Annotated in this window: 23 protein-coding genes and 1 other RNA gene; 10 read left to right on the top strand and 14 right to left on the bottom strand. The window is 60.0% G+C overall.

All coding sequences use genetic code 11. From position 1 onward, the window contains the following. Nucleotides 1-54: 54 nt before the first annotated feature. From VQ071_RS11645 to VQ071_RS11630, 4 genes are all read right to left on the bottom strand, one after another. Complete coding sequence (locus VQ071_RS11645; protein ID WP_340514171.1) at nt 55-1,632, bottom strand: stalk domain-containing protein; 1,578 nt, start codon at nt 1,630-1,632, stop codon at nt 55-57. A gap of 116 nt (nt 1,633-1,748) precedes the next feature. Next, nucleotides 1,749-3,632: a CHASE2 domain-containing protein gene (locus tag VQ071_RS11640; RefSeq protein WP_340514170.1), complete on the bottom strand. Its 1,884-nt coding sequence runs from the start codon at nt 3,630-3,632 to the stop codon at nt 1,749-1,751. A 146-nt stretch (nt 3,633-3,778) separates the two neighbouring features. Next, nucleotides 3,779-4,015, bottom strand: a complete 237-nt coding sequence (locus VQ071_RS11635; protein WP_340514169.1) for a ferredoxin — start codon at nt 4,013-4,015, stop codon at nt 3,779-3,781. A gap of 140 nt (nt 4,016-4,155) precedes the next feature. Beyond that, on the bottom strand, nt 4,156-5,439 hold the full coding sequence (locus VQ071_RS11630; RefSeq protein ID WP_340514168.1) for a DNA polymerase IV: 1,284 nt from the start codon (nt 5,437-5,439) through the stop codon (nt 4,156-4,158). A 175-nt stretch (nt 5,440-5,614) separates the two neighbouring features. On the opposite strand from VQ071_RS11630, the gene cimA reads away from it, so the two are divergent. Next, nucleotides 5,615-7,228, top strand: a complete 1,614-nt coding sequence (cimA, locus tag VQ071_RS11625; RefSeq protein ID WP_340514167.1) for a citramalate synthase — start codon at nt 5,615-5,617, stop codon at nt 7,226-7,228. A gap of 204 nt (nt 7,229-7,432) precedes the next feature. On the opposite strand, the gene VQ071_RS11620 is transcribed toward cimA, so the two are convergent. Beyond that, nucleotides 7,433-8,023, bottom strand: coding sequence for a TlpA family protein disulfide reductase (locus VQ071_RS11620; protein ID WP_340514166.1), 591 nt, complete (start codon nt 8,021-8,023; stop codon nt 7,433-7,435). Between the two features lie 143 nt (nt 8,024-8,166). On the opposite strand from VQ071_RS11620, the gene VQ071_RS11615 reads away from it, so the two are divergent. Continuing rightward, nucleotides 8,167-8,592, top strand: a complete 426-nt coding sequence (locus tag VQ071_RS11615; protein ID WP_340514165.1) for a M67 family metallopeptidase — start codon at nt 8,167-8,169, stop codon at nt 8,590-8,592. Between the two features lie 2 nt (nt 8,593-8,594). Here the strand turns inward: VQ071_RS11615 and VQ071_RS11610 are convergent, their stop codons facing one another. The 3 genes from VQ071_RS11610 to VQ071_RS11600 are packed head-to-tail and all read right to left on the bottom strand — an operon-like array spanning nt 8,595 to nt 11,872. Continuing rightward, nucleotides 8,595-9,332 carry an exonuclease domain-containing protein gene (locus VQ071_RS11610; RefSeq protein WP_340514164.1) on the bottom strand — a complete coding sequence of 246 codons (738 nt, stop codon included), beginning with the start codon at nt 9,330-9,332 and terminating at the stop codon, nt 8,595-8,597. 5 nt (nt 9,333-9,337) lie between these two features. Then, complete coding sequence (locus VQ071_RS11605) at nt 9,338-10,420, bottom strand: DUF294 nucleotidyltransferase-like domain-containing protein (protein WP_340514163.1); 1,083 nt, start codon at nt 10,418-10,420, stop codon at nt 9,338-9,340. Nucleotides 10,421-10,480: 60 nt separating this feature from the next. Beyond that, complete coding sequence (locus tag VQ071_RS11600; RefSeq protein WP_340514162.1) at nt 10,481-11,872, bottom strand: ammonium transporter; 1,392 nt, start codon at nt 11,870-11,872, stop codon at nt 10,481-10,483. Nucleotides 11,873-12,283: 411 nt separating this feature from the next. On the opposite strand from VQ071_RS11600, the gene VQ071_RS11595 reads away from it, so the two are divergent. The 6 genes from VQ071_RS11595 to VQ071_RS11570 all read left to right on the top strand — a co-directional run bounded on the left by VQ071_RS11595 (nt 12,284) and on the right by VQ071_RS11570 (nt 17,927). After that, nucleotides 12,284-12,742 carry a MerR family transcriptional regulator gene (locus tag VQ071_RS11595; protein ID WP_340514161.1) on the top strand — a complete coding sequence of 153 codons (459 nt, stop codon included), beginning with the start codon at nt 12,284-12,286 and terminating at the stop codon, nt 12,740-12,742. A gap of 46 nt (nt 12,743-12,788) precedes the next feature. Next, nucleotides 12,789-13,469, top strand: a complete 681-nt coding sequence (locus tag VQ071_RS11590; protein ID WP_340514160.1) for a zinc metallopeptidase — start codon at nt 12,789-12,791, stop codon at nt 13,467-13,469. Nucleotides 13,470-13,611: 142 nt separating this feature from the next. Then, complete coding sequence (locus tag VQ071_RS11585) at nt 13,612-14,433, top strand: sugar phosphate isomerase/epimerase family protein (protein ID WP_340514159.1); 822 nt, start codon at nt 13,612-13,614, stop codon at nt 14,431-14,433. Next, nucleotides 14,430-15,566 (top strand): Gfo/Idh/MocA family protein, encoded by a 1,137-nt coding sequence (locus tag VQ071_RS11580; RefSeq protein ID WP_340514158.1) that lies wholly within the window; start codon nt 14,430-14,432, stop codon nt 15,564-15,566. Before VQ071_RS11585 ends, VQ071_RS11580 begins: the two co-directional genes overlap by 4 nt. Before the next feature lie 17 nt (nt 15,567-15,583). Beyond that, the gene (locus tag VQ071_RS11575; protein ID WP_340514157.1) at nt 15,584-16,822 is read left to right on the top strand and encodes an MFS transporter; all 1,239 of its coding nucleotides are present in this window, start codon (nt 15,584-15,586) and stop codon (nt 16,820-16,822) included. Continuing rightward, nucleotides 16,806-17,927 (top strand): ROK family protein, encoded by a 1,122-nt coding sequence (locus VQ071_RS11570; RefSeq protein ID WP_340514156.1) that lies wholly within the window; start codon nt 16,806-16,808, stop codon nt 17,925-17,927. The genes VQ071_RS11575 and VQ071_RS11570 overlap by 17 nt, the downstream gene beginning before the upstream one ends. A gap of 45 nt (nt 17,928-17,972) precedes the next feature. Here the strand turns inward: VQ071_RS11570 and VQ071_RS11565 are convergent, their stop codons facing one another. Together VQ071_RS11565 and VQ071_RS11560 are read right to left on the bottom strand one after the other, a co-directional pair. Further along, a complete protein-coding gene (locus tag VQ071_RS11565; RefSeq protein WP_340514155.1) occupies nt 17,973-18,875 on the bottom strand; it encodes a LysR family transcriptional regulator in 903 nt (300 codons plus the stop codon). Nucleotides 18,876-18,897: 22 nt separating this feature from the next. Continuing rightward, complete coding sequence (locus VQ071_RS11560; RefSeq protein WP_340514154.1) at nt 18,898-19,500, bottom strand: rhomboid family intramembrane serine protease; 603 nt, start codon at nt 19,498-19,500, stop codon at nt 18,898-18,900. Nucleotides 19,501-19,608: 108 nt separating this feature from the next. On the opposite strand from VQ071_RS11560, the gene tpx reads away from it, so the two are divergent. Continuing rightward, entirely contained in the window at nt 19,609-20,127 is a 519-nt protein-coding gene (tpx, locus tag VQ071_RS11555) for a thiol peroxidase (protein WP_340514153.1), read from the top strand. A 93-nt stretch (nt 20,128-20,220) separates the two neighbouring features. Here tpx and VQ071_RS11550 read toward each other — a convergent pair whose 3' ends face one another. From VQ071_RS11550 to VQ071_RS11535, 4 genes are all read right to left on the bottom strand, one after another. Then, nucleotides 20,221-20,604 (bottom strand): DUF1499 domain-containing protein, encoded by a 384-nt coding sequence (locus tag VQ071_RS11550; RefSeq protein ID WP_340514152.1) that lies wholly within the window; start codon nt 20,602-20,604, stop codon nt 20,221-20,223. 77 nt (nt 20,605-20,681) lie between these two features. Then, nucleotides 20,682-20,864: non-coding RNA, 6S RNA (gene ssrS / locus VQ071_RS11545), on the bottom strand. A gap of 89 nt (nt 20,865-20,953) precedes the next feature. Continuing rightward, entirely contained in the window at nt 20,954-21,712 is a 759-nt protein-coding gene (locus VQ071_RS11540; protein ID WP_340514151.1) for a YesL family protein, read from the bottom strand. An 83-nt stretch (nt 21,713-21,795) separates the two neighbouring features. Then, complete coding sequence (locus VQ071_RS11535; protein WP_340514150.1) at nt 21,796-23,457, bottom strand: DEAD/DEAH box helicase; 1,662 nt, start codon at nt 23,455-23,457, stop codon at nt 21,796-21,798. Between the two features lie 534 nt (nt 23,458-23,991). Here VQ071_RS11535 and VQ071_RS11530 point away from each other — a divergent pair. Continuing rightward, on the top strand, nt 23,992-25,197 hold the full coding sequence (locus VQ071_RS11530) for a putative glycoside hydrolase (RefSeq protein ID WP_340514149.1): 1,206 nt from the start codon (nt 23,992-23,994) through the stop codon (nt 25,195-25,197). The last annotated feature ends 94 nt before the right edge of the window (nt 25,198-25,291 follow it).

Below are 25,291 nucleotides of genomic sequence, written 5' to 3'. Positions count from 1 at the left end.
AAAGGGACCGCCGCCAGCGGTCGAGCGCTGGCGGCGGCCCCGGAGGCCGGTCGATCAGAACGTTTTGCTGCGGATGATGACGGTCTGGACCGCGCCATCCCACTGAATGTCGAGATCGCCTTCCGTCGCGAAGAAGCGGACGGGGACGTAGAAGCTGCCGTCCTTGAGTACGGGAGCCGCGTTCAGCAGCAGGTCCGACGTCTGGCCGGCGGCGCGCTTGGCGACGTTTTTCTGTCCGGACTTGACCGTGTATACGGCATCGCCCCTGACCAGCTGGCCCGACTTCGTCTTGGCATCGTAGGTCACCGTGAAGCCGGTCGCCTGCCCGACGGCGCGCAGCGGCAGATAGGTCGCGCCCCCGGAGACGAATGCCGGCTTGTCTGTCTTGAGCAGCGCGCCGTTCAGCAGCGTCTTGATCATGCCGTCCTTGCGGAGTCCGGCAGCGCCGGCATACTTCGCGAGCAGCCGGATCTTGTTGCCCGATTCGTCGGCGATCGCGAGACTGCCGTCAGGCAGGATCGCGACATCGGTCGGGCGGTCGAACTGCGCGGCGTAGGTCACGCCGTCCGCAGCGCCGGGCTCGTCGGCCTCGCCCGCGAGCGTCGTCACCTGTCCGTCCCGCAGGAGCCGGACGACATGGTTGAGGCTGTCCGCGATGACGAGCGTGCCGTCGGCCGCGAGCGCGAGGCCTTCCGGCGCGTTGAAGCGCGCCTGGGCGGCCGCGCCGTCCAGATAGTCGCCCTCGGCATACGGGCTGTCGCCCGGGACGGCTGGCGCCGTGCCTGCAGCCGTGCTCACCGTACCCGCCGCGAAGTCGATATAGCGGATCCGCTGGTTGCCCCGGTCGCTCACGTACAGATTGCCCTTGGCGTCCAGGACGAGCCCGCTCGGCTCGTTGAACTTCGCCGCGGCCAGCGGGCCGTCCGCATAGTCGCCGAAGCTGTCGGCAGCGCCTGGCAGGTACTGGCCGACGCGCGTCGACGGAGCCGTGAGCGTCGAGACCGTGCCGTCGGCGGCGATCTTGCGGATCGTGTGGTTCAGCGTATCGGCTACATAGACGTTGCCCGCCGCGTCGACGGCGACGTCGGACGGCGCGTAGAACGAAGCCGCCGCCCCCTTGCCGTCGGCGCTGCCCGCGAGGCCGCTGCCGGCCAGCGTCGTCACCTTGCCGTCCGCGCCGATCTTGCGGATCGCATTGTTGCCGGCATCGGCGACATAGGCGTTGCCTGCGGCATCATAGGCGATGCCGAGCGGACGGTCGAACAAGGCGCGATCGGCCTGATCGTCATGGTAGGAGCCGGTCGGCAGCCCGCTCTCGTCCGCGCCTGCAAAGTGGCCTGCGGACGTCGTCAGCGTGCCGGCGGACAGCGTGCGGATCAGATGGTTGCCGCTGTCGGAGACGGAGAGGCCGCCGTCCGGACGCACGGCGATCGCATGCGGCTGGAACATCGTCGCGTTTGCCGCCGGACCGTCCTTGCTGCCCCATTCGGCCTGTCCCGCCCATGTCCTTACCTCGTACAGATCGCCCGACCTGAGCCACCCGGCGTCCGCCGCGAACGCGGCGCCCGGCAGACTGACGCCCAGCGTCATCGCCAGTGCCGCGACCGCTTTTTTGCCTGTCCATGCTCTCATATTCATTCTCCTCGGATGCATGATAATAGTTAAAATTATGTATTTGAAACGTTGTGCGCCGATCTGTTAGTTCTATTGTATAGGAGCATGCGAACCAGAAAATCCGACAAAAGTCTCTAAATCGCATTTTGGCCGTCTGGCGCCGCGGGCGTCCGGCCGGAGCCAGCCTCCTCCGCCAAGCCAAGCAGCTCGTACACGCGAATCGGCAGCGATTTGCCCTTGAACATGCGGTCTTCCCCTTCGTCGTACCGGAAAAAAGGCGCCGTCTTCTCGTACACGGCGTCGGATACCATAATCTGCCCCGGCTTCGTCTGGGATTCGATCCGGGCCGCGATGTTCACGTTGTCCCCGATCGCCGTGTAGTCGACGCGCAGGTAGGAGCCGATATTGCCGACGACGACGGTGCCCGTATGGATGCCGATGCCGACGTTGACCTCGCAGCCGTACTTCTCCTTGATCGTGCGCCGGATCGCGGCCATGCCCTGCTGAATCTCGTAGGCGGTCTTCACGGCGAGCCGCTCATGCTCCTCGACGTCGAGCGGGGCGTTGAACAGGATCATCGCCGCGTCGCCGATGAACTTGTCGATCGTGCCGCGATTGGCCAGCGTCGTCTCCGTAATCATATTGAACATCGTGTTGAGCGTGTCGACCAGCTCGGGCGGGGACAGCTTCTCCGACAGCGGCGTGAAGCCCCGGATGTCCAGGAACAGGACGGTGATCGTCTTGGAATCGCCGCCGAGCTTGATGTCGATATCCTGGGAGACGATCTGCTTGACGAGGTCCGGCGATATGTAGCGTCCGAATTGTCTGGTGACGAAGTGCTTCTGCGCGTTCTCGAGGTAGGATTTGAGCGATACATTGGTCAGATAGGCGAGCGTGACCGCCAGCATCGCGTCCGCTACGCCGATCTGGATCTTGTAGGCGCCGTAGACGAGCATCTGACCGTATACGAGGCCTGCGCCTGCAGCCAGGAACAACAGAATCGTATAAATGTTCTTGAGACGCCACGGCAGCACGATGAACAGCAAAAACAGCAGCAGTCCGCCTATCCATATCGTCCAGGCGGGCGCATAGCCGACCGAGGTGCCGCCGAGCAGCTGATTGACGATGTTCGCATGGACGTACACGAGCTGGGTTTTCTTTTCGATCGGCGTCGTGCCGCTGTCCTGCGCGGAGTCGTCGGACAATCCGACCGCCGTGAAGCCGATCAGGACGACCGCGTCCTTGAACACGGTAGGATCGATCTCCCCGTTCAGCACCCGGCTGAACGACACGGTCGTCACATCCTCCGTCCGCAGCTGGTAATCGATCGTGATCGTATTTTTGGCGACAGCGTTGTTGTTCTCGAAAATCTTGCCCGGATCCGTCATCCGGTCGTACCCGGACAGGTCGGCGCCCGCCATCGCCGCAGCCTGGTAAGCCAGCGAGGGATAGACCGTCCCTTGGTCGTCCCGGATCTTCAGCCAGGTCTGGCGGATGACGCCGTCCGGACTCGCCACCCGGTTGATGTTGGCCAGCTTGGCGTGCTCGGCGAACATGGGCAGCGGGCCGTCGATGCGGTAGGCCGTGAGCAGCTCGTCGGGCTTCGCGACCGTATCGCCGAACACATCCCCCTCCGTCACGCCGATGACCGGCAAAATGACATTATCGTACGAGGCCAGCGCGTCCGCGAACGCCTGGTCGCTGTCAGAGTCGGTCTCCTCGTTGAACGTGACGTCGAAGCCGATCGCCTTCGGCTCGTTGCCCGGCTGGTTGAGCATATCGAGAAACGGCACGTAGACGGCGCGGTCCCATGGGAATCTCCCCAGCTCCGCAAGCGAGTCGTTGTCGATCGCGACGACGACGATATCCTTGGGCGGAGACCCCGCCGCCTGCTTCATGTTGTAATCGTACAGCATGTTGTCCAGTCTGCTGAGCCATCGCTCGTTGTGCGCAAAGTACAATGCGACAAGCAGCAAAGCGTTCATGACGATCGCCAGTCTCTTGATTTTCTCTCTCACCGGATGAGCCCCTACCTTTTCTCTGCATGGCAACTATAGCTAGTATACTTGAATCCGGCGCCCGAATGTTCAAAATTTGTCAAAAAAACGCGCAAAAAAACCTTCCTGGGCGGTTGTCCCGGGAAGGCTGCAAACACGAGCATGGCTTACATATTGAAAGGTTCGTCTGCGATCTGAATCGAATCGGTCGGGCAGCCGTCCGAGGCGTCCTGGAGGTCGTCGTACAGAGACTCGGGAATCTCGGTATTGCCATGGTTGCCGTCGCCCTTGTAGATGACCTCGGCCAGACCTTCGTCGTCGTAATCGTAAATATCGGGAGCCGTCGCGCCGCAAGCGCCGCAGGCGATGCAAGTGTCTTTATCTACATAGGTGTATTTAGCCATCGAATGAAAACCCTCCTAAAAGTCAATCCCGTCCGCTCTGGGCGGAAATCCAGCATGGTTACAACCAAATATAATACAAAAGTACGCGGTTTTCAAATAAAATAAGGCGCGCCGGCTTATAACTTCCTCTTATAAGCGGGTTATCGGCCGGTATCTTCTTCCCGCAAAAAATCAGTCTGGAGCGACGTTCCGCGAATTTTTTTGTTGCGGATCAGGGACGAAGGATCGTCCGTCAGCATCCCGGCCGTGAGCACCGCGCTCTCTCCGAATTTGTCCCGGAGCTTGTCGAGAACGGTCGTGAGCTGCTCCTTGCGCGGCGCCTCCTCATAGGCGAACAGATCGAGCTGGACGGGTGTCTCCGTCTTGGGAGACAGGCTCTGGAGCGTCACGCCGAGCAGGCGGACGGGCTGCCCTTCGCGCCAATGCGCGTCCATCAGCTTGCAGGCGGTCTTATACACTTCGTCCGCGTTGTCCGTCGGCACCTCGAGCGTATGCGAGCGGGTGATGGTCTTCATATCCGGATCGCGGATTGTGATCTGCACCGCGCGGCACAGCATGCCCTCGCGCCTCAGCCTTCGCGCCGTCTGATCGGCCAGATTGAGCAGCACCCGCCGGTACTCCTCGCGCTTCGTCAGATCGGCTGGCAGCGTCGTCGTATGGCCGACCGACTTGGCCGCTTCGCGCACGGGCTCGACGGGAGCGTCATCGAGCCCGTGCGCGGCCCGCTTCATCCACGCGCCGTACACGCCGAACTTATCCGTCAGCAGCTTCTCGTCCGCAGCCGCCAGCTCGCCGATCGTCCGGATGTTCATCCTTAATAGCTTATCCGCCGTTTTCCCGCCGATTCCATACAACGTTTGGCAGGGCTTATCCCACAGCAGCTTCGGCACGTCCCGGCGGCGGACGACGGTGACCGCATCCGGCTTGCGCATGTCGGAGCCCATCTTGGCGAGCAGCTTGTTCGGACCGATGCCGATCGAACAGGGCAAGCCCAGCTCCGCCTTGACGCGGCGGCGGATGCTCTCCGCGATCTCGATCGCCGTGCCGAACTGGGAGCTGCCCGTAATATCCAGGTAGCACTCGTCGATCGATACGGACTCGATCATCGGGGTATAGGAGCTGGCGATGCGCCTGAAGCCGCGCGAGTAATGCCGGTACAGGTCGAAGTCCGGCGAGATCAGGATCAGCTCGGGGCATACCCGCTCGGCCTGACGGACGGTCATGCCCGTCTTCACGCCGCGCGCCCTTGCCTCGTAGGAGCTGGTGACGACGATGCCTTTGCGCAGCTCCACGCTGCCGGCCACGGCCGTCGGCTTGCCCTTGTACAGGTCCGGCCGTTCTGCCGCATGCACGGAGCAGTAGAAGGCGTTCATATCCATATGCAGGATGATTCTGCCGCGCTTGCCCGCACGTTCGCCTTCCATTACGCTCTCACCTCGCACCGTTCGTCTGCTTCTTCCATTATAGTCATGTTTGCCGAATCGGTCATCCGCGGCGCGCCGCAGGTATTCCTCCCTCTACAAATTACGTCGCCGCATGCTATAATGGTTAGAAAATTCGGCGTTCGTCTTTACGTCTTTTGGGAGGTACCCGTCATCCATGACCCAGACCATCAGCATCTTCGACACTACGCTACGCGACGGCACGCAGGGCGAAGGCATCAGCCTGACGGCCGAGGACAAGCTCAAGATCGCGCTCAAGCTGGACGCGCTGGGCGTTCATTATATTGAAGGCGGCAATCCGGGCAGCAACAGCAAGGATATCGAGTTTTTCAAACGCGCGCGCGATCTCAAGCTTCAATCCAAGCTGACGGCGTTCGGCAGCACGCGGCGCAAGAACAGCAGCTGCGAGCAGGACGTCAACCTGCGCAACCTGATCGAGTCCGGCGCGAAGGCCGCCACGCTCGTCGGCAAGACTTGGGACTTTCATGTGCATACGGCGCTGCAGACGACGCTCGACGAGAACCTCGCGATGATCGGCGAGTCGATCGCCTTTCTGAAGCGCCACGGGCTGGAGGCGATCTTCGACTCCGAGCACTTCTTCGACGGCTACAAGGCCAATCCGGACTATGCGCTCGCAGCGCTCGCCCGCGCGCGCGAAGCCGGCGCGGACTGGATCGTGCTGTGCGACACGAATGGCGGCACGCTGCCCAATGAGGTTGCGGATATCGTGAAGCGCGTCACGGCGGAGATTCAGGCGCCGATCGGCATCCATACGCACAACGACTGCGAGCTCGCCGTCGCCAATACGCTGGCCGCCGTCTCCGCCGGAGCCCGCCAGATTCAGGGCACGATCAACGGCTACGGCGAGCGGTGCGGCAATGCCAACCTGTGCTCGATCCTGCCGACGCTTCAGCTCAAGCTCGGCTATCAAGCCGTATCCGACGAGCAGCTTCGCTCGCTGACGAGCGTCGCCCGCTATGTGAGCGAGATCGCCAACGTCGTGCTGCCGTTCGGCCAGCCGTATGTCGGCACGGCCGCCTTCGCCCACAAGGGCGGCATTCACGTCTCCGCCATCATGAAGGACTCCAAGACGTACGAGCATATCTCTCCCGAGCTCGTCGGCAACAAGCAGCGCGTGCTCGTCTCCGAGCTGGCGGGCCAGAGCAACATCCTGTCCAAGGCCCAGGAGATGGGACTCGACGTCACCGCGGACAGCGCGAAGGCAAGAGGCGTGATCGACCGCATCAAGCAGCTTGAGCACGAGGGCTATCAGTTCGAAGGCGCGGACGCCTCGCTGGAGCTGCTGCTGCGCGAAGCGTACAGCGATATCGTCGAGGTATTCTCGGTAGAGTCGTTCAAGATTCTCGTCGAGAAGTCCAGGAACGGCACGCAAACCGAGGCCATCGTCAAGCTGAACGTAAACGGCCAGCAGGTGTTTACGGCAGCCGAGGGCAACGGTCCGGTCAATGCCTTGGACAACGCGCTGCGCAAGGCGCTGGCGCAATATTATCCGGGCATCGAGGATATCCATCTGTCGGATTATAAGGTACGGGTGCTAGACGAAAAGGAGACGACGGCGGCCAAGGTGCGGGTGCTCATCGAGTCGACGAACTTCAAGGACAGCTGGAGCACGGTCGGCGTCTCCTCCAATGTCATCGAGGCGAGCTGGGAAGCGCTCATCGACAGCATCCGCTACGCGCTGCTCGGCATGTCGCAGAGCGACTTCGCGCCGTCTGCGCCGCGCGAGGCACTCGGGCTCATTAATCACTGATTGGGCGATGCTATAATTAACGCCCTGCACGGCCAGCGGCCGTCAGGGCGTTTTTGCGCGCCATCGTATCGATAAACAAATGAACTGTTATAATTGCAGCTATTTCCGCGCGGATTGTGCGCGCGGTTTGTCGGCAATCAGCCAGACAGCGAGCGCTTGACCAACGGAAGTCGATCCGAAGCAGGCGGAGCGGCCGAAGTGGGATTAGGCTCCGCCCGATTCGTCCTGGAGCGCCCGATCGAGCATGCGCCTCCACTCCTTGAGGCTTTTGCCGCCTTCGATTCGTTCGCGGACGATGCCTTGGCGGTCGACGATGAAGCTGATCGGGTAGGAAAATACTTTGTAATCGTCGCCGGTCTTGCCGTCCTTGTCCATCAGGATCGGGAACGGAAGCCCCTTCTCCTTCACAAAGTCCTTGGCGCCCCTCACCGTGTCGTACTTGGTGACGTTGACCCCGTAAAGCTCGACCTTGCCTTTATATTCCTCATACAAGCGGACGAGATCCGGCGCCTCGATATCGCAGGGTCCGCACCACGACGCCCAGAAATTAACGATCAGCACCTGGCCTTTGGGCGTCTTCGGGTCCAGCGAATACGATGTCGCTCCGTCCAGCGAAGCGAGCTCGAAGCCCGGCGCGTACGATCCTACGACAGGCGCGACTGCGGCCGCCACGGCCCCCGAGCTGGGCAGCGCCTCGTTTTTCCCGGCTCCCTTGTCTCCGCCGGACAAATTCCGGACGAGTACGACGGCAAGCACGGCTGCGAACAGGATGACAATAATGACGTTTCGTTTCATGCTTTCTCCTCGCTTTGGCTTGATCGCTCCCTCCATCTTACCGGATTCGCTGGCATCTTGCCATCCCGCCCGGGATCGGACATACTGATCCATAACCGATCCGTATCGCCACGATACTCATCTCTATAGAAAGGCTGATTCCCATGCTCGTCCCCCGCGAAGCCCGCATCTCCGCCGCGCTGCTGCGACAGCTGATCGACAGCTGCCAATCCGCGCTTCCCGAGGAAGCCTGCGGCGTGTTGATCGGCGAGCGCCATACGGATTATATCGAGGTCCGCGAGCTGGCAATCGTCCCTAACGCAGCGGCGGAGCCCGACCGCACATTCGCATTCGAGCCCGGCGCATGGATCGCCGCCGCTTATGCAGCGCGAACAAGCCGACGCTGCATCGTCGGCTTGTTCCACTCGCATCCCGCGCATCCGCCCATCCCCAGCCGGTCGGACCTGCAGGGCTGGGACGGCTGCGGCTCGTATTGGATCGTCGGTCTTGCAGCTTCGCCCGCGGACATTCGCGCCTATCGGCTGGATGCGGACGGCGAACTGATGGACATGCGCATAGCCGTACGCTAGCATCAATGTCTGCTGAGATAGGCGTACAGATCGCCGAGCGTATTCACCTGCCGGGCCTGGATCTGCTCCAGAAAAGCGAACCACAGCTTGGCTGTCATGACTGAATCGTGCAGCGCGTGATGGCGGTACGTCACCTCGATGCCGTACGATTCCAGCAGCTCGTCGAGGCCGTAGCCTTTGCGCTTCGGCTCCAGCCACTTGGCGACCATCATCGTATCCAGCACGCGATGGGACAGGTTGACCTTGGACGTCTTCCAGAGCGCGGCGTTCAGGAATTGCTTGTCATGACCGCTCCCATGCGCGATCAGTACCCGCTTGCCGATAAAATCCAAAAAGTCGTGAAGCCCTTGTATAATATCGGGAGCGTTCTGCACCATGACATCGGTAATGCCTGTCAGCTCCGCGATATGCGGCGGGATTTTCCTGCGCGGGTTGATCAGGCGATAGAAGGGCTCGGCCGATTCCAGCTCTCCCCCCTTGATCAATACGCCTCCGATCGAGACGATCTCATCGCCGCCGTAGGGATTGAAGCCCGTCGTCTCGAGGTCGAATACGACGGCTTCCATCTCCGCCAGCGGCGTATCGAGCGGCGACTCCTTCCGCTGATCGCGCGACACTTGGCGGATGAACGCCATCTGCTGCGCATTGGTCGAGCCGAGCATCGATGCGATCGCCGGCGTGATGCCTCCTGTCTTGTACAAATGCCACATCCGCCCCATCGGACTCTTGGGCTCCTTCATGCCGTTCACCTCCCGCCGAAGCGCCGCTGCATCTCTTTCTCCAGTTGACGCTGAAGCCGTCTGCCGATCCGCAGCGCCTTCTTGAGCGGAGCCTTGTCTTCCTTGGCCAATACCGATGCTTCAAGCTTGCCGGACTCGGACCATCGCCCGCTGTCGTCGCGGTCGGAAGCCAGCAATCGGAGCCGCAAAAAAAGCTCGAACGCCCACACCGCCTCCGCGGCGATCTCCTCGCTGACGGCGCCGATCTCGCGCAGTGCGCGAATGCGGTCCAGCGTGCTCGTCTCCGACCGGTCGGCGCGTACGGCGAGCAGGCGGAAAATGTTGACCATCGGAATGTACGCGCCGTACTTGATGTCCAAGCTGCCCGCGTTCTCTCCGTATGATTCGACGAACAGCTGGCCGAATACGCCGATCAGCACCTTGTGCCGAAGCGTATTTTCGAGCATGCGCTTTGCTATATCGGTGTGCGACAGCATGTCGCCGATATATCGGCCCTTCCATCTGCGCGCCAAGCCGGGGTCGCCTGCGAGCAATCTGGCATCCGCCAGAATGAGCAGATACCGGACATGCTCCCAGCTCGGATCGGCGAACCAGCGGTCGACCTTGTCCTCCCAGGCGGAGATCGGCATGCGCCATTCCGGGTTGGATACGATAACGTCGCCTTCGCAGGGCGGATAGCCGATCTCGGAGAGAGCGGCGACGATCCGTTTGCCGAATGCCTCGAAATACTGGGCGGCGCGGTCCGCATCCGCCGGGTCCGCGCAATCGCCGTATACGAGCCCGCTGTCCTGGTCGCTCGCCAGCGTCTGCTCGCCGCGCCCGCCGCTGCCGAACACAAAATAGGCATACGGCACGGGCGGGGCTCCAAGCCCCGTCCGTGCCGTATCCTGCTCCGCAAGCGCCACTGTCCGCCGGATCAATGCATCGTGCATCTCGTTCAGCGCATCGGCAACCTGTACCGTCCAGGATCCGTCCTGCAGGAACGCGCGGAGGCGCTCCTGCTCGTGCTCCCGGATGCTGCGCAGCTGTTCCAGACTGCCGGCGCCACCAATCTCAAGCAACCGCCGTGCCATATCGATCTGCGACAATGCGGTTCTACCTCCTGTCGGGACGCCGTTATTTCACCATTTCCGAATGCTTCCTGCGCGTTATACCGAAGTCGAAGACGACGTCGTCGTTGCACCGGCGCGCTTGAGCGCTTCGGGATAACCGTACGAGCCGTGTTCGCTCAGATCGAGACCGATAATCTCTTGCTCCTCGGTGACGCGCAGGCCGCTTACTTGCTTGATGATCCACAGTACGACGAACGATGCCGCGAATGCGAAGGCGCCGCATACGACGACGGACAGGAATTGCACCCACAGCTGCTCTCCCCCGCCGCCGTAGAACAGACCGGCCTTGCCGACGCCTACTTGGTCGACGAGCTTTTGCGTTGCGAACAGGCCGTTGGCCAGCGTGCCCCAGACGCCGGCGGCGCCGTGTACGGACATCGCGGAGATCGGATCGTCTACGCGGATTTTCTCGAAAAATTGTGCGCTCAGGAACACGAGTACGCCTGCGACCAAACCGATGACGACAGCCGCCCAAGGATCGACGAATGCGCAGGATGCGGTGATGGCGACCAGACCTGCAAGCGCACCGTTCAGCATCGTCGGAATGTCGGCTTTGCCTTTGACCAGCCAGGAGATGAGCAGTGCCGATACTGCGCCGCCTGCCGCGCCAAGCTGCGTCGTGAAGGCGACATAACCGAAGAATCCCTCGCCGACAGATACCGCGCTGCCCGCGTTAAAGCCGAACCAGCCTACCCACAGCAGCAATACGGACAACGAAGTGAACACTTGGTTGTGGCCGAGAATCTCGTTGGCCGTGCCGTCCTTGTTGAACTTGCCGATCCGCGGCTTGAGCAGGATCGTCGCCGCCAGCGCAGCCATCGCGCCGGTCAGATGCACGACCGTGGAGCCGGCATAGTCCTGGGCGCCGTCCGCCGCCAGCCAGCCGCCGCCCCAGATCCAGTGGGCGATGATCGGGTAGATGACTGCGGTGAATACAACCGTGAAGACCAGATAGACGGACAGCTTGGCGCGCTCCGCGAAGCCGCCCCATGCGATCGACAGCGATACAGCGGCGAACGCCAGCTGGAATACGAAGAAGATCGTGGAAGGATAAGAGTCGCCTTCACCCGCAAGAATCGACGGATCGAAGAAAAAGTTGCCGATGCCCATAAATTTGTTCAGGCTCTCTCCCGCGTCGGCGCCGAATGCGATGCCGTAACCTATCGCCCAGTATATCAGAGACGCAAGTCCTACGGTGAAGATCGTTTTGCCAGCGACATGTCCGGCATTTTTCATGCGGGTCGAGCCCGTCTCGAGGAGAATGAATCCGCCTTGCATGAGCAACACCAGAATAGCCGCCACCATAATCCAGAGTGCGTTGAGGCCCATATCCAGCGTCGAAGCCGACGGCCCCTCCTCAGCTGCGAATGCCATCGTTGGGAACAAGAGCAGAAGTGCGCCAAGCCCGATCAAACTTTTCTTTACCACAAAGACCACTCCCGACATGTAATATTTCATAACATTTTAAGAAAGACTTAATGTCATTATAGTGAGCATTTTCCGATTTGACAATCATATTTTTAAATAAAAGTTCGGAATTTCATCAAAATACCTTACATATAAATCTATTTTACCGTTCAATATTCAGAAATAGGTCTGTATTCGCACAAAAAACTCGCAGCCACACCTTTGTAAGCTTACACAACTTCATTTGTCAGGCCTTCATAAAAAATGGATCAGTCCGTTCGATGTCAGCATTTCTACTTAACAATTCAGTCGGGAAGTTGCTCTCCACAAAATCGTCACAGGCTCGCCAATCTGACACAAGCATAACGTTTGACTGTACGGTTTGAGATTGGTTATGATAAGGACATCATATATAAGAAGGGGGATACGCCCATGAGACACGGGGCCGCTGAACCGCCTCGCAATCTGTACCGGATCGGTGAACTGTCCCGCCTGTCCGGCGTCAGCCCGCGCACGATCGACTATTATACAGGTCTTGGCCTGCTCTCGGCTGCCAAGCGTTCCGACGGCAATTATCGTCTATATAATGATGAAACGCTTGAGCGAATAAAACGTATTGAACAATTGAAGGCTCAGAAGTATTCCCTCGAAGAGATCAAGGAAACGTTCGCGGCGCTGAGCCGCGTATCGCCCAGCGAGCAGGTCAACCGCAAAATCGCCGACCTGTCCACCCACCTCTCTCAGCTGGAGCGGGAGGTCAAGGAGCTCGAGCCGGTGCTCGAACAGCTCAAGCCGGGCCAAGCCAAACGTCTCTTCAAGACGATCACGCCGCAGACCGCCGCTGTCATCGAGGCGCTGCTGCTGCTGCTGAACAAGGGGAACTTTATGTAGCCTGCATGATTATTCATGACGAATAACTTATGGAGGTAGAACGCATATGAATGCCAACTGGATGTACGTCTTGATCATTCCTGCCTTCATCTTATCTCTGTGGGCGCAATTCAGAGTCAAAGGAACGTTCAATAAATGGTCGCAGGTTCGCGCATCGACAGGGCTGACGGGTTACGACGCGGCACGGGCTATGCTTGACCGCAACGGCTTGCACGATGTGCCGATCGAGCCGATCAAGGGCGCGCTTACCGACCACTACGATCCCGTTCAGCGAGTCGTACGTCTTTCAGAGCCCGTATATTACGAGAGCTCCATCGCCGCCATTTCTGTTGCCTGCCACGAGGTCGGCCATGCAATCCAGCATCAACAGCACTACCCGGCACTCGTCCTTCGCCACCGGATGCTCCCGGTCGTGCGTTTTGCTTCGGGCCTTGCGCCTTTTCTGTTCATCGCGGGCATCATCTTCGCCGCCACGAACCTGATCGGGCTCGGCGTCATCTTTTTCTCCGCGGCCGTCGCCTTCCAATTGGTGACGCTGCCGGTCGAGTTCAACGCCAGCAACAGAGCGCGCGAGGTTATGGTCGCCGAAGGGTTCATCGGACGCGACGAAGAACGCGGGGTCGCCAAGGTGCTGAACGCAGCCGCACTCACCTATGTCGCTGCCGCGCTCATGTCGCTCCTCGAGCTGATTCGTTTCGTGCTCATCTTTACGAACAGCCGCGATTGATTTTCATGCGCATAACTTGAGCCGCCTCCAAGGACCGGAATTTTCCGGTCCTTTTTGTTTGCGCATTGACGGTTTCTGCCATTTCTTTTATAGTCGAATTGCAATTATTTTTTTCATCGAAATAATTAATGCGAGGTGCGTCATGAGCATATCGATCGGCGGGTACTCGTTCAACAATTTGTTCCTGGAAGGCAAAATGGATGTGTTCGGTTATTTGGAGACGGTCCGGTACAGATACCATCTGAATGCGGTCGATCTGTGGAATGCGCAAATCGCGGAGCGCACGCTGCCCTTCCTCCAGCTGTACGGCGAATCTGCGCTGCGCAAGGTCAAGGAGGCGCTCGACGAGCGCGAGCTGCACCTGGTCAACATCGCGGTCGATACGGCGCATGTGTGGGATCCCGATCCGGAGGTCCGGGGACGGCTGCATGAAAATGCGCTGGCGCATCTGAAGGCTGCCGTTCTGCTTGGCGCCTCTACCGTGCGGATCGACACGGGCTGCCAAGGCGAGTCCGCCTTTTCCGACGAGGCGTTCGACTTCATCGTCGGCACATACCGCGAATACTGCCGCTTCGCGGAAGCGCACGGTATGCGCGTCGGGCCCGAGAATCATATGGGACCTTCGCTGGTGCCTGCCGAGATGGTCCGACTCGCGCAGGCGGTGGACGATCCGGCCTTCGGCGTGCTGCTTCACCTCGGTCGATGGAACGAGCAGGCCGAGCAGGGCGACGCCCTGGTGGCGCCCTGGGCATTCCACACACACTTCGACCGCAAGACGGTCGGAACGAGCGATGCGCCTGCGCGCATCCGCATGCTGCGCGAGGCGGGCTATGAAGGCTATTGGGCCATCGAGCACAATGCACCGGCCGAGAGCGCCTATACGGAGATCGAGCTGCTGTTGGCCGGCGTCAAGCAGCATTTGCACGAAGCGCAGCCGACGGACGAGGAGCGTGCAGACGCATGAGCGATCAACGCGAGATCAAGATCGGACTGATCGGCGCCGGGCAGATCGGCATGCAGCATCTCGAGCGCTATGCGACGATAGCCGGCGTACGGATCGAGGCAGTGTGCGACATTAGCCCGGAAGCCGCCGACAGCGCTGCGAAGCAATATGCCATCCCTCGGGTGTGCACGGATTACCGCGACCTGCTCGCCGATTCGGACATCGAAGCGGTAGACGTATGTCTGCACAACAATTACCATGAGCCGGTTACCGTGGCGGCGCTCCAGGCGGGCAAGCATGTATACTGCGAAAAGCCGATCGCGGGGAGCTACACCGACGGTGCCAAGATGACGCATGCGGCCGAGGCCAGCGGGCGCATGCTGCATATTCAGCTTGCGCAGCTGTACAGCAAGGAGACCAAGGCCGCCAAGCAGCTCATCGAAGGCGGCAAGCTCGGCAAGCTGTACCATGCGCGCTCCACCGGGTTCCGCAGGCGCAACCGTCCGTTCGTCGACGGATACGGCACACCGGCATTCACCCGCAAAGAGATCGCCGGGGGCGGCGCGCTGCTCGACATGGGCGTCTATCATATCTCGCGCATGCTATATTTGATGGGCAATCCGCAGCCGCTGCGAATCTCGGGACAGCTCTACCAGGAGATGGCGATGGACGAAGCCAGACGCGCGGCCAGCGGATTCGACGTGGAGGAATTCGCCGCCGGCTTCGTCAAGTTCGAGGGCGGCATGACACTCGATATCGCCGAATCGTGGTCGATTCATCTCGGCGGCTTCGAAGGCAGCTCGATCGTCGGCAACGAAGGCGGCATCCGTTTTCCGGGCTCTACAGGTGCGGGAGAAGCCAGCCCTTTCACTTATCATTCGACGATCGCCGATCTCGACTTCGACGGACGCGTAGACCTGGACCTGGCAGAGCTGCGGCGCAAGCGGCTCAGCCCCTGCCCGGACGCGTACGACTCGTCTCAGCACCATTGGATCGCCGCGCTGCGGGGCGAGGTCCCGCTCCTCCCGACCGCAGCGCTCGCATTGAATACGATGCTGATCAGCGAAGGCCTGTATCTGTCACACGCATTGGGCCGGGAAGTAACGGCGGACGAGGTACGGGCGTTGTCCCCTTCCCGTTCTCTGCCGATCTAAGAGGAGCGGGCAACGATATGAACGCTGGCGTATTAACATCATCCTGGATCAGACTGATCAAAGCTTTTAACTTTACGCTGTACGGATCGATCGCAGTGTACAGCACCTACTTCGCTCTCTATCTGAAGGATCTCGGCTGGTCGACGGCCTCGATCGGCACGCTGCTTGCAGGCGGGCCGGTCGTCGCCATATTCGCCAATCCATTCTGGGGCTATTGGGCGGATCGCAAATACGGCAACCGGCGCATTTTGATTTTGGCGCTCACAAGCGCGTTTCTGATCATGCAGGCGGTATTCCTGTCGCGGCAAGAGACTGTTATTTATGCGGCCATGCTGCTGTTTTTTCTGTTCCAGAGCCCATTGTTCACGCAGAGCAACAGCCTTGTGCTGAGCTTCATCGAAGGAACCGGCCGCAAGTTCGGCGCCTTTCGCTTGTGGGGGTCGCTAGGCTGGGCGATCATCGCCGCCGCCTCCGGCCCCGTCATCGGCCGCATCGGCATCGCAAACTTATGGATCGTATTCGATGTGATGATGGCCGTCGCCCTTGCGTTCGCCTTTTTGCTCCCGAGAGAGGAAGCGCGCATCGAGCGGCCGGAAGGTCCGGATGCGACACGCCGTGGATCATTGCCCGCCGGAGCAAACGCGGTGCCGGGAAGCAGCGCGTGGCTCGGCCGCCACTTCATCTGCCTGCTCGCGCTCGGCGTGCTGGTCTCGGTACCGAATTCCTTCAATACCACCTTCAGCGGATTGTATATTCAGGCGCTCGGAGGATCGCCCCAGATCGTCGGCTGGTCGATCTTCGCTACAGCGATCCTCGAAGCGCCGGTCTATATGCTGCTTGACCGATATTTAAGCGGCAGCACGCGCACGATGACTGGGTTGCTCGCGGGCATCTGCCTGCTGTACGCCGCCCGCTGGCTGCTCATGGGATCGGTCGATGACGCGATGGCCATCGTATGGATACAGCTGATGCACTGCATCACATTCGGAGCGTATTACTATATCGGCACGCAGCTGACGAACCGGCTGACGCCTCCCGAACGGCGCTCTACCGGCCAAGCCTTGTACGGCCTAAGCTGGGGCGGCATATCCGGCTTTATCGCCGGCATAGCGGGCGGCTGGCTGTTCGGCCAGTACGGCGCGCCAATGGTGTATCGGGCCGGCGCCCTGCTGACACTGGCCGGAGCGGCTGGCTTCCTGCTGCTGCTGCGCGTCACACCCGAAGTTAAGGAGAGTCGGCATGGCCTCGACAGGTAATCAACAAACGATCAAAAAGGTAAACAAATCGTTGCTCCTCAGCTTGATCGCTAGCCGCGGCCCGCTCTCGCGCGTCGAGCTATCCCGGTTGACCCGACTCAGTCCGTCCACGGTCTCGATCCTGGTCGACGAGCTCCGCGCGGAACGATTCGTATACGAGACGGGCACGGTCTCCGGTTCGGGAGCGGGTCGGCGCATGACGATGCTGAACGTCAAGCCTGACGGCGGCTACGTGCTCGGCCTCGATCTGGCCAAGTCGTACGCCGTATTGCTCGATCAGAGCGGCGAGACTGCGCACGCGCGCGACATCCCGCCGCTGCTCGGCAAGCAGGCCATTGCGGATCGGCTGCCCCCTATCATCAACAGCATCCTGTCGGACACGGCGATTACGGCGGACCGCGTCCGCCGGATCGGCATATCCGTGCCGGGGAGAATCGACGAGAACGGCACACATATCGTGAGCGCAATGCCGCTTCAGATAGACAATTGGGCGCTGGCCGAATGGCTGGAGCCGATGGTCGGAGCCCCCGTCCGTCTCATCAACGATCTCGACGCCGCCGGCTTCGCCGAGCGGAGCAGCGGCGCCGCACAAGGCTGCCGAACGATCGTCTACCTGCTCATCGGCAGTACCGTCGGCGCCGGACTTGTGATCGACGGCCGTATTTATCGCGGCAGTACGGGAAGGGCGGGCAGAGTCGGCGATTTTGCGCGCTTCAGCACGCTGCAGCTGTCCGCGCGTCTGCAGCGCGAGTACCCGCATTATTTCCCCGGCAATCTGACGCCTCGGGACACGCTGCGCCGCTTCGCGGCGATCGCGCCGGACGCCGACGTGCGCCTCCGCGACGAGATGGAGGATATAATCGGGAGCATCTCAGCCTACTGTGGCAGCCTGCTGCAGCTGCTCGACCCGGAAAGACTCATTATCGGCGGCTGGCTCACGGAGGATAAAGCTTTGTTCGACAGGCTCATCGCACGCATCGGCCAAGCCGAAAAAGCCCTTGCGAAGCCTTGCCCGGTGTCGGCCGCCTCCTGGGGAGACCGCGGCTCGGCATTCGGGGCGGCGACGATGGGCTTGCACGATGTATTTAAACCGGTCGAGCTATGAGCATGAAGCATCGCGCCACGCCCTGTTCAAGCGAACCGCTCGCATTTAGATCGGCTTGTAGCGATCCTGGAAATAGTCGACGAGAAACGTATGGAACAGCTTCACGACCGCCTGCGGCTTCTCGCCGGCCCGTCTGATCAGACCGATCGTTCGCGTCACATGGGGCTCTCTGATCTTCACGACGGCGGGCATCATCGTGCCTGTCTGGTACAGCGCCATCTCGGGCAGCAGGCTGACGCCCATCCCCGCCGCTACGAGGCCGCGGATGGTGTCGGTCTCCTCGCCTTCGAATCCGATCGCCGGCACGAAGCCGGCAAGCCGGCAGGCGTCCCAGACGAGCGGCCGAAGCGAATAGCCGTTGCTGAACAGAACAAACGTATCGTCCCGCAGCTCGGCCAGGTGAATCGACTCCGCCGAAGCGAGCGGATGGCTCGGCGGCAGTATCGCATACAGCTCCTCCGTCAGCACGACCTCACCCGTTACCTGCTCGTGCCGCTCAGGGAACGGCGATATAAATGCGAGATCGATCTCGCCTTCCACAATATCGCGTATAAGAGACGGGTACATCCCCTGCTTGAACCGGAATTTGACACCGGGGTGCAGCTTGCGGAAGCAGGCAATCACTTGCGGAATCAGCTGCGTGCCCAGACTGTGCGGGAAGCCCAACCGAATCTCTCCAAGCTCCGGGTCCATAAACTCGTGGACTTCGTTCACCGCACGGTCCAGGTCCTTCAGGATCGACTCCGCGCGCTTCAAGAACAGCTGTCCGACCGGCGTCAGCTGCACGTTGCGCCCCCGCTGCATGAACAGGCGGACGCCCAGCTCTTCCTCCAGCCTGTGAATCTGCCGGCTCACAGCCGACTGCGCGACATGCAGCTCCTCGGAAGCCTTCGTCACATGCTGCAGGCGAGCCACCTGAATAAAGTATTGCAATTGCCTAAGCTCCACGACAAGAGCCCCTTCCTCTGCCTTAGGTGCGCAAAAAGCGGCTGCCCATCAATCCGTACAGCACAAAACCCGCCAGCAGCCCGCCGACATGCGCCCAATATCCTATGCCCGGGACAATAAACGACATGACCAGACCGATCGCGAGTATGCTCAGTATGGTTGTCCTGGAGCCCTGATCGAGCGCATGTCGCCGAAAGATCGCGATAAACAAGTAAGCGCCGTATATGGCGTATATGGATGTGGAAGCGCCCACCGCATACCACAGTCCCTGGGCGAACGCTACGGCGAACGCATTGCCGAGCATGCCCGCAATCAAATAAAAAAACGCATAGCGAACATGCCCGAACAACCGCTCCAACGGCGCCGCGAACACGAATATGGCGAACATGTTCATCGCCAGATGCGCAAGCCCCGCATGCAAAAACAGCGCAGCCGCAAAGCGCCACAGCTCGTCATGCGCGGGATCGTTCGTCACCATCCCGTACTTGAGCAGCGCGTCGGTGTTCGACGGGCCGCCGGCGATTGCCACCAGCACGAACATGACCAAATTCGCCGCGATAATCGCCGAATTGACGGGATATAGCCGCAAATACTGCTTCAGACTCTCGTAACGTACAAAGATCATCGGCCTTATCTCCTCTCCACACGGCATGACTCGTCATTGGACAATGGCAAATCCGACCTTTATAATGGGTTACGTCATCACCAATCGTTGAAGGAGGCCTTCCATTCCATGAGCCAAGAACGGAATCAAGCGGCAACATTCAAAGGCAATCCCATTACGCTGATCGGGCCGGAGCTTCAAGTCGGCGACCAGGCGCCGGATTTTCAATTGAGCAAAAGTCTCGTCGAGACGGTATCGCTTAAAGATTATGCCGGCAAGATCAAGCTGATCAGCGTCGTGCCTTCGATCGATACCGGCGTGTGCGACGCCCAGACGAGAAGGTTCAACGAGGAAGCGGCCAAGCTCGGCGAGCAAGTACAGGTGCTGACGGTCAGCGCAGACCTGCCCTTCGCCCAAGCCCGCTGGTGCGGTGCGGCCGGCATCGACAACGTCGTGCTGCTGTCCGACTACAAGGACAACGGCTTCGGCAAAGCCTATGGCGTGCTCATCAAGGAATTCGCGCTCGATATGCGCTCCATCTTCGTGCTGGACGCCAGCGACAAGATCGTTTATATCGAAGTGCTCAAGGAAATGACCGAACACCCGGACTACGATGCGGCCGTCGCCGCGGTTCGCGCGCTGCTCTAACCCGCAGACCGCGCCCTGTACGGGACACAGCAGAAGCGAGGCAAGGCTAGCGCCTGTACCTCGCTTCTGTCATGTCAAGCGATCTATAGTCAATCAACTTTTATAGTTGGACAGCTTCTTGTCGAGTACGCCGTAGATCTCTTGGATGACGCGGTAGTTGGCGCCGAGATCGCCGAGCGAGCCTCTGGAGGCTGAATAAATATCGACTGCGGAATTGCCTGGGCCCGTCCCTACGATCTGGATGGTGATATCCATCGTACGGCCGGCCATCGTTTTTTTCTCGAGCACAAGCTCCCCGATATTCGGAACCTCATGCAGCACTTTATAGCCCTGCATTTTTTTTAGGACCGAGGCGACTTCTTCGAACGCCCTGTCCTTCGACAATCGGTAGTAATGGGATTTCAGCTTCGGATCCTTCGCCCTGTCGCCAGTGTGTTCCTGGCTGCGTATTAATCCGACGAGAACTCTCTTCAGCAAATTCCACTCTCTCCCTCCGGGTGACCTGCGCTACGCTAATCATACCATGCCCGTCCCGGGGATTAAAGCCAAATAACGGAAAACCCGCCTTTGCCGTCCGACGCGCTTGTTTCTGAACCCGCTCTCGCAGGTGGGTGCCCGCAGCGCTGCGTTCAGACTACCCTTTTCGGGGGCATGTCATCCGCAGGGCGATATAGAGCTCCCTAGGAAACAGCATTGGTTCAAAACATGTGTCGCCGTAACGTGCAAGGCAGGATTGATACCCATTATAAACAGCCGGAAGCCAAAAGTAAACGCCAAGGAACCTGTTGGGGCCATTATCCAGAAGCGGACCTTGCGGCGTCTTGCGTTATACCTTGGGCTTGTCCTCGTCCCGGGTAGGCGATTCCTCGATCGGCAGCGGATCTTCTTCCTTGTTCGCGGCCGCCTGCATCTTCTGAATGGTCAGGTAAAAGTTGTAGAAGGCGAACACGGCGATCAGGGCCCCCATGAAGAAGGGAATCAGAAATGTCCAGCGGAAGCTGATAAACACGATTACGCCGCTGCCGATAGCTGTGGACAGCGAGCGCAGCGGCTTGCCGATCGTCAGGACAACCGCGTTTTTGAGCAGTTGAAACGTCTTCATGTGAAAATGGGACAGCAGCGAGAAAAACTGGAACAGCGAAATAAACAAAAGTACCATCAGCGCGAGAAACAAAATGGAAAGCACGCCGAGGTTTTCGAACTTTTTCAAATACACCTGGTAATCGACGATCAGAATGGCGAACAGCGCAGAGTACAGCAAGCCCCCGAGCATCGCCTGCACGTAGTTCTGCTTGTAGCTGCGGAAAAACGTCTTCAGCAGCGGCACATCCGTATCTCCCATCACCCATTTGCGGGCGACGGAAAACATCGCCGACGTCGAAGGGAACCAGGTGAAGGGCATCAAAACGGCCATCGGAATCAGCATGGCGACCAGCTCGTCCGTTGTAGACGCTCTCAAAACGCCGAAAACGAGGAAAAACCAAACGGGCAGCGATGTGAGCACCCACAGCACATTCGTTACGGACAGACGCATGATCCATTCGGAAATTTTATAAAATCCGCCCATCATGCCGCGCATTTCCATGTGGTACGCCTCCTGAATATGCGGCAAAGTGCGCGTCAGCGGCTCTCACCGCCCGCGCACTTGCCGTCAAATAAATCTGGCCGTTAGATGTTGACGAAGTCCTCGCTGCGGCTGCCGCGCGAATCTTCGCGGCGTCCGCCGCCCTGGCGCCCGCCGTCGCGGTAGCTGTCGTCGCGCCGCGAGTCGCCGCTGTAAGGCTTGCGGCTGCCATAGCCGCTGCGGGAACCGCCGCTGCTGCTGCTGCTGCCGCCGCCTTGATAGCCGCTGCGGTTGCCTTGATAGCCGCCGCTACCGCCGCTGTATCCGCCCGTACGGCCGCCTTGACCGCCGCCTTGATAGCCGCCGCTGCGGCGCTGGCCTTGATAGCCGCCGCTGCCGCTACTGCCGCCGCGGTTGCCGAAGCTGCGCTTCTTGGAGCGGATCGGATCTTCCGGCGTCAGTTCGACGGCTACGTCGTTCTTGTCGCCGGCGAGCAGCTTGATCGCCGCGGACAGCAGCTCGACGGAGTCGTGACGCTCGAGCAGCTCGGTCGCGATGCCCTTGAAGCCGGCAAAGTCCGCGTCCTCTGCGCTTACGGCTTCAAGCAGCCTGTCGGCGATGACGCGCTGCTTGCCTTCGATCGCCTCGGCGACGGTCGGCAGCGCCTTCTTCGCGATGCGGAAGCGCGTCACGCGCTCGATGAAGTGCAGGTGATCCATCTCGCGGTACGTGACGAACGACCAGGACGTGCCTTCCTTGCCGGCGCGGCCGGTACGGCCGATACGGTGCGTGTAGCTCTCCGGATCCTGCGGCAGGTCGAAGTTGATAACATGCGTCACACCGGATACGTCGAGGCCGCGGGCGGCGACGTCTGTCGCGACGAGGACGGCGATGCTGCCGTCGCGGAACTTGCGCATGACGGCGTCGCGCTGGTTCTGCGACAGATCGCCGTGCAGGCCGTCAGCGGCGTAACCGCGCTTCATCAGCGCTTCGGACAGCTCTGCTACGCGGCGCTTGGTGCGGCCGAATACGATCGCGAGCTCCGGCGGCTCCATGTCGAGCAGACGGCACAGCGCGTCGAACTTCATGCGCTCCTGCACTTCAACGTAAAACTGCTGGATCGTGCTCGCTGTCGTAGAGGTCTTCGGAATGACCGAGATATGCTCGGGCGTGCGAAGAAACTGCTGAGCCAGCCTCTGAATGTTGGCAGGCATCGTAGCGGAGAAGAGCAGCGTCTGGCGTTCGGCAGGTACCAGGCTCAAAATCGACTGGATGTCTTCCATGAAGCCCATGTCGAGCATCTCGTCGGCTTCGTCAAGAACGACTGTCTGAACGTCCTCAAGCTTGATCGTCTTGCGGTTGATATGGTCAAGCAAACGGCCCGGCGTGCCGATAATAATCTGTGGTTTGCGTCGCAGTCCGCGAATCTGGCGTCCGATATCCTGGCCGCCGTAGATCGCGAGCGAACGAAGGCCCTTGAATCGGCCCAGCTTCTCGATCTCTTCGGCCACTTGAATGGCGAGCTCGCGGGTAGGCGTCATGACCAGTGTCACGATGCGGTCTTCGGAAGCTTGAATCTTGCTGACCAGCGGAATGCCGAAGGCGGCCGTCTTGCCCGTGCCCGTCTGCGCCTGGCCGATCATGTCGCGGCCGCTGAGCGCCACGGGGATCGCTTGGCTTTGAATAGGCGTCGCGTCTTCGTATCCGAGCTGGGAAATGGCTTGCAGAACATCACTTTCTAAACCGAAATCTGTAAATTTACTCAAATTATTTTCATACTCCTTCTGTTATGGGGCCATCAACTAACGGTGCCGGTCCATCAACTAACGGCTCTGCCAAAAAAATATACAGATCATTATAACACAAAACGACCGTTAAACTCCAGCTATCGACCATACAGCCAAGCAATCCGGCAGGCCGTTCATTTTCGGGCTCAGCGGCTGACCCATCTCAAGCGGGCGGTTTGCGCGCCACGACGCGCAATTGTCGGGACGCCCGATGTTTATTGTGTCGCTCGCATCCGCGAATCAAGCGGGCGAAGTGGCTGCCAATAATAGCCGCGCGTTATCTGTACTACATCTCGTTGCCGCGAGGCATACCATTAGATCATAACACTATATGCAACTGAGTGCGAACGGTTGACAGCACGATCCGGACCGTCCCGGCAGCAGCCGAGCGCCTGCATCGCGCCAATAAACTTCGGTCATTTCCGAAAATTCTACATAATACCTCTGTATCCACTGTTTGAACTCGTTTATAATCGGGTTACAGTTTGGAAGAGTAAGCGGGGAGAGGGAAAAATGAACGTATTGTTGACGCTTCTGCTGCTCCTTCAATCGGCATGGGGGCAGCCGCAGGAAAAACCGGCTAACGGCAACGCGTTGGCCAAAGTAATGAACCTGAGTTGGCACAATCTGGTGTCGGCCAGGGCCGGAGAGACGGGCGGCGGCTCTAAAGCGCCGAACGGGAACGGCGCCAGCGAAGGCGGCGGACCGGGAGGCGCGGATCCGCAGCCAAAGGCGCCGAAAGTAAAGGGAATCTACGTCACCGCCTATAGCGCGGGCGGAGAGCGGCTCAGCACGCTGCTCGATCTGGTCGACAAAACCGCGCTGAATGCGATGGTCATCGACATCAAGGACGATGTCGGCTACATCACGTACAAGACCGACAATCCGGAGCTTCAGAAGCTGGGTTCTCCGATGCGCTTCATCAAGGATATCGGCGGATTGATGGAGACGCTCAAAAAGCACGACGTCTACCCGATCGCCCGGATCGTCGTGTTCAAAGATTCGATCCTGGCGAAGAAGCACCCCGAGCTCTCCTTCGTCACTGCGAACGGCACCGTCTGGCAAAACGGCAAGAAGGACAGCTTCGTCAATCCGTATCGCAAAGAAGTATGGGACTACAACATTGCGGTTGCGAAGGAAGCCGCCAAGCTGGGCTTCAAGGAAATTCAGTTCGACTACGTCCGGTTCCCGGAAGGCTTCGAGAAAAAGGCCGACGGACTCAAGTTCACGAAGTCGGACGAGTCCCGCACCGATGTCGTGTCGGGCTTCGTCAAATATGCCAAGGAACAGCTCGAGCCGCTGGGCGTCAGGGTGTCCGTCGATATTTTCGGATACGCGGCATCCGTACCTGCAGCCGAAGGCATCGGACAGGACTTCGCCAAGATCTCCGCGAACGTCGACGTCATCAGCCCGATGATCTATCCGAGCCATTACAGTACGGGCTGGTTCAAGCAAAAGGACCCGGACAAGGCGCCGTACGCCACTATCAAGGGCGCGATGGTTGATACGCACAAAAAGCTGGAGCCGCTGGCGGATGCCACCCCGATCATTCGACCCTGGATCCAGGACTTCACCGCCAGCTGGCTGGGCAGCGGCCACTATATCAAGTATGGCGCGGGCGAAGTGCAGGCGCAGATCAAGGCGCTCCATGAGAGCGGCGTCGACGAATACCTGCTCTGGAACGCGACCAATCGCTATACGTCAGGCGTCGACTATTAATATCGGCGGGCTATCGGTTCACCGCTTAATGCCATCTTCCATCTACGAGCAGACCCTCCGGCCGATACGGCCGGAGGGTCTTTTTGTTCGCTTG

This window comes from Cohnella sp. 56 (genome assembly GCF_037963805.1).
Classification (GTDB): domain Bacteria; phylum Bacillota; class Bacilli; order Paenibacillales; family Paenibacillaceae; genus Cohnella.
This window is presented reverse-complemented; position numbering and strand designations above follow the sequence as displayed.

Coding starts and splice junctions, on each gene's coding strand:
- VQ071_RS11645 (WP_340514171.1), bottom strand. CDS start 1,632: ATGAGAGCATGGACAGGCAAAAAAGCGGTCGCGGCACTGGCGATGACG.
- VQ071_RS11635 (WP_340514169.1), bottom strand. CDS start 4,015: ATGGCTAAATACACCTATGTAGATAAAGACACTTGCATCGCCTGCGGC.
- VQ071_RS11630 (WP_340514168.1), bottom strand. CDS start 5,439: ATGGAAGGCGAACGTGCGGGCAAGCGCGGCAGAATCATCCTGCATATG.
- cimA (WP_340514167.1), top strand. CDS start 5,615: ATGACCCAGACCATCAGCATCTTCGACACTACGCTACGCGACGGCACG.
- VQ071_RS11620 (WP_340514166.1), bottom strand. CDS start 8,023: ATGAAACGAAACGTCATTATTGTCATCCTGTTCGCAGCCGTGCTTGCC.
- VQ071_RS11615 (WP_340514165.1), top strand. CDS start 8,167: ATGCTCGTCCCCCGCGAAGCCCGCATCTCCGCCGCGCTGCTGCGACAG.
- VQ071_RS11610 (WP_340514164.1), bottom strand. CDS start 9,332: ATGAAGGAGCCCAAGAGTCCGATGGGGCGGATGTGGCATTTGTACAAG.
- VQ071_RS11595 (WP_340514161.1), top strand. CDS start 12,284: ATGAGACACGGGGCCGCTGAACCGCCTCGCAATCTGTACCGGATCGGT.
- VQ071_RS11590 (WP_340514160.1), top strand. CDS start 12,789: ATGAATGCCAACTGGATGTACGTCTTGATCATTCCTGCCTTCATCTTA.
- VQ071_RS11585 (WP_340514159.1), top strand. CDS start 13,612: ATGAGCATATCGATCGGCGGGTACTCGTTCAACAATTTGTTCCTGGAA.
- VQ071_RS11580 (WP_340514158.1), top strand. CDS start 14,430: ATGAGCGATCAACGCGAGATCAAGATCGGACTGATCGGCGCCGGGCAG.
- VQ071_RS11575 (WP_340514157.1), top strand. CDS start 15,584: ATGAACGCTGGCGTATTAACATCATCCTGGATCAGACTGATCAAAGCT.
- VQ071_RS11570 (WP_340514156.1), top strand. CDS start 16,806: ATGGCCTCGACAGGTAATCAACAAACGATCAAAAAGGTAAACAAATCG.
- VQ071_RS11560 (WP_340514154.1), bottom strand. CDS start 19,500: ATGATCTTTGTACGTTACGAGAGTCTGAAGCAGTATTTGCGGCTATAT.
- tpx (WP_340514153.1), top strand. CDS start 19,609: ATGAGCCAAGAACGGAATCAAGCGGCAACATTCAAAGGCAATCCCATT.
- VQ071_RS11540 (WP_340514151.1), bottom strand. CDS start 21,712: ATGGAAATGCGCGGCATGATGGGCGGATTTTATAAAATTTCCGAATGG.
- VQ071_RS11530 (WP_340514149.1), top strand. CDS start 23,992: ATGAACGTATTGTTGACGCTTCTGCTGCTCCTTCAATCGGCATGGGGG.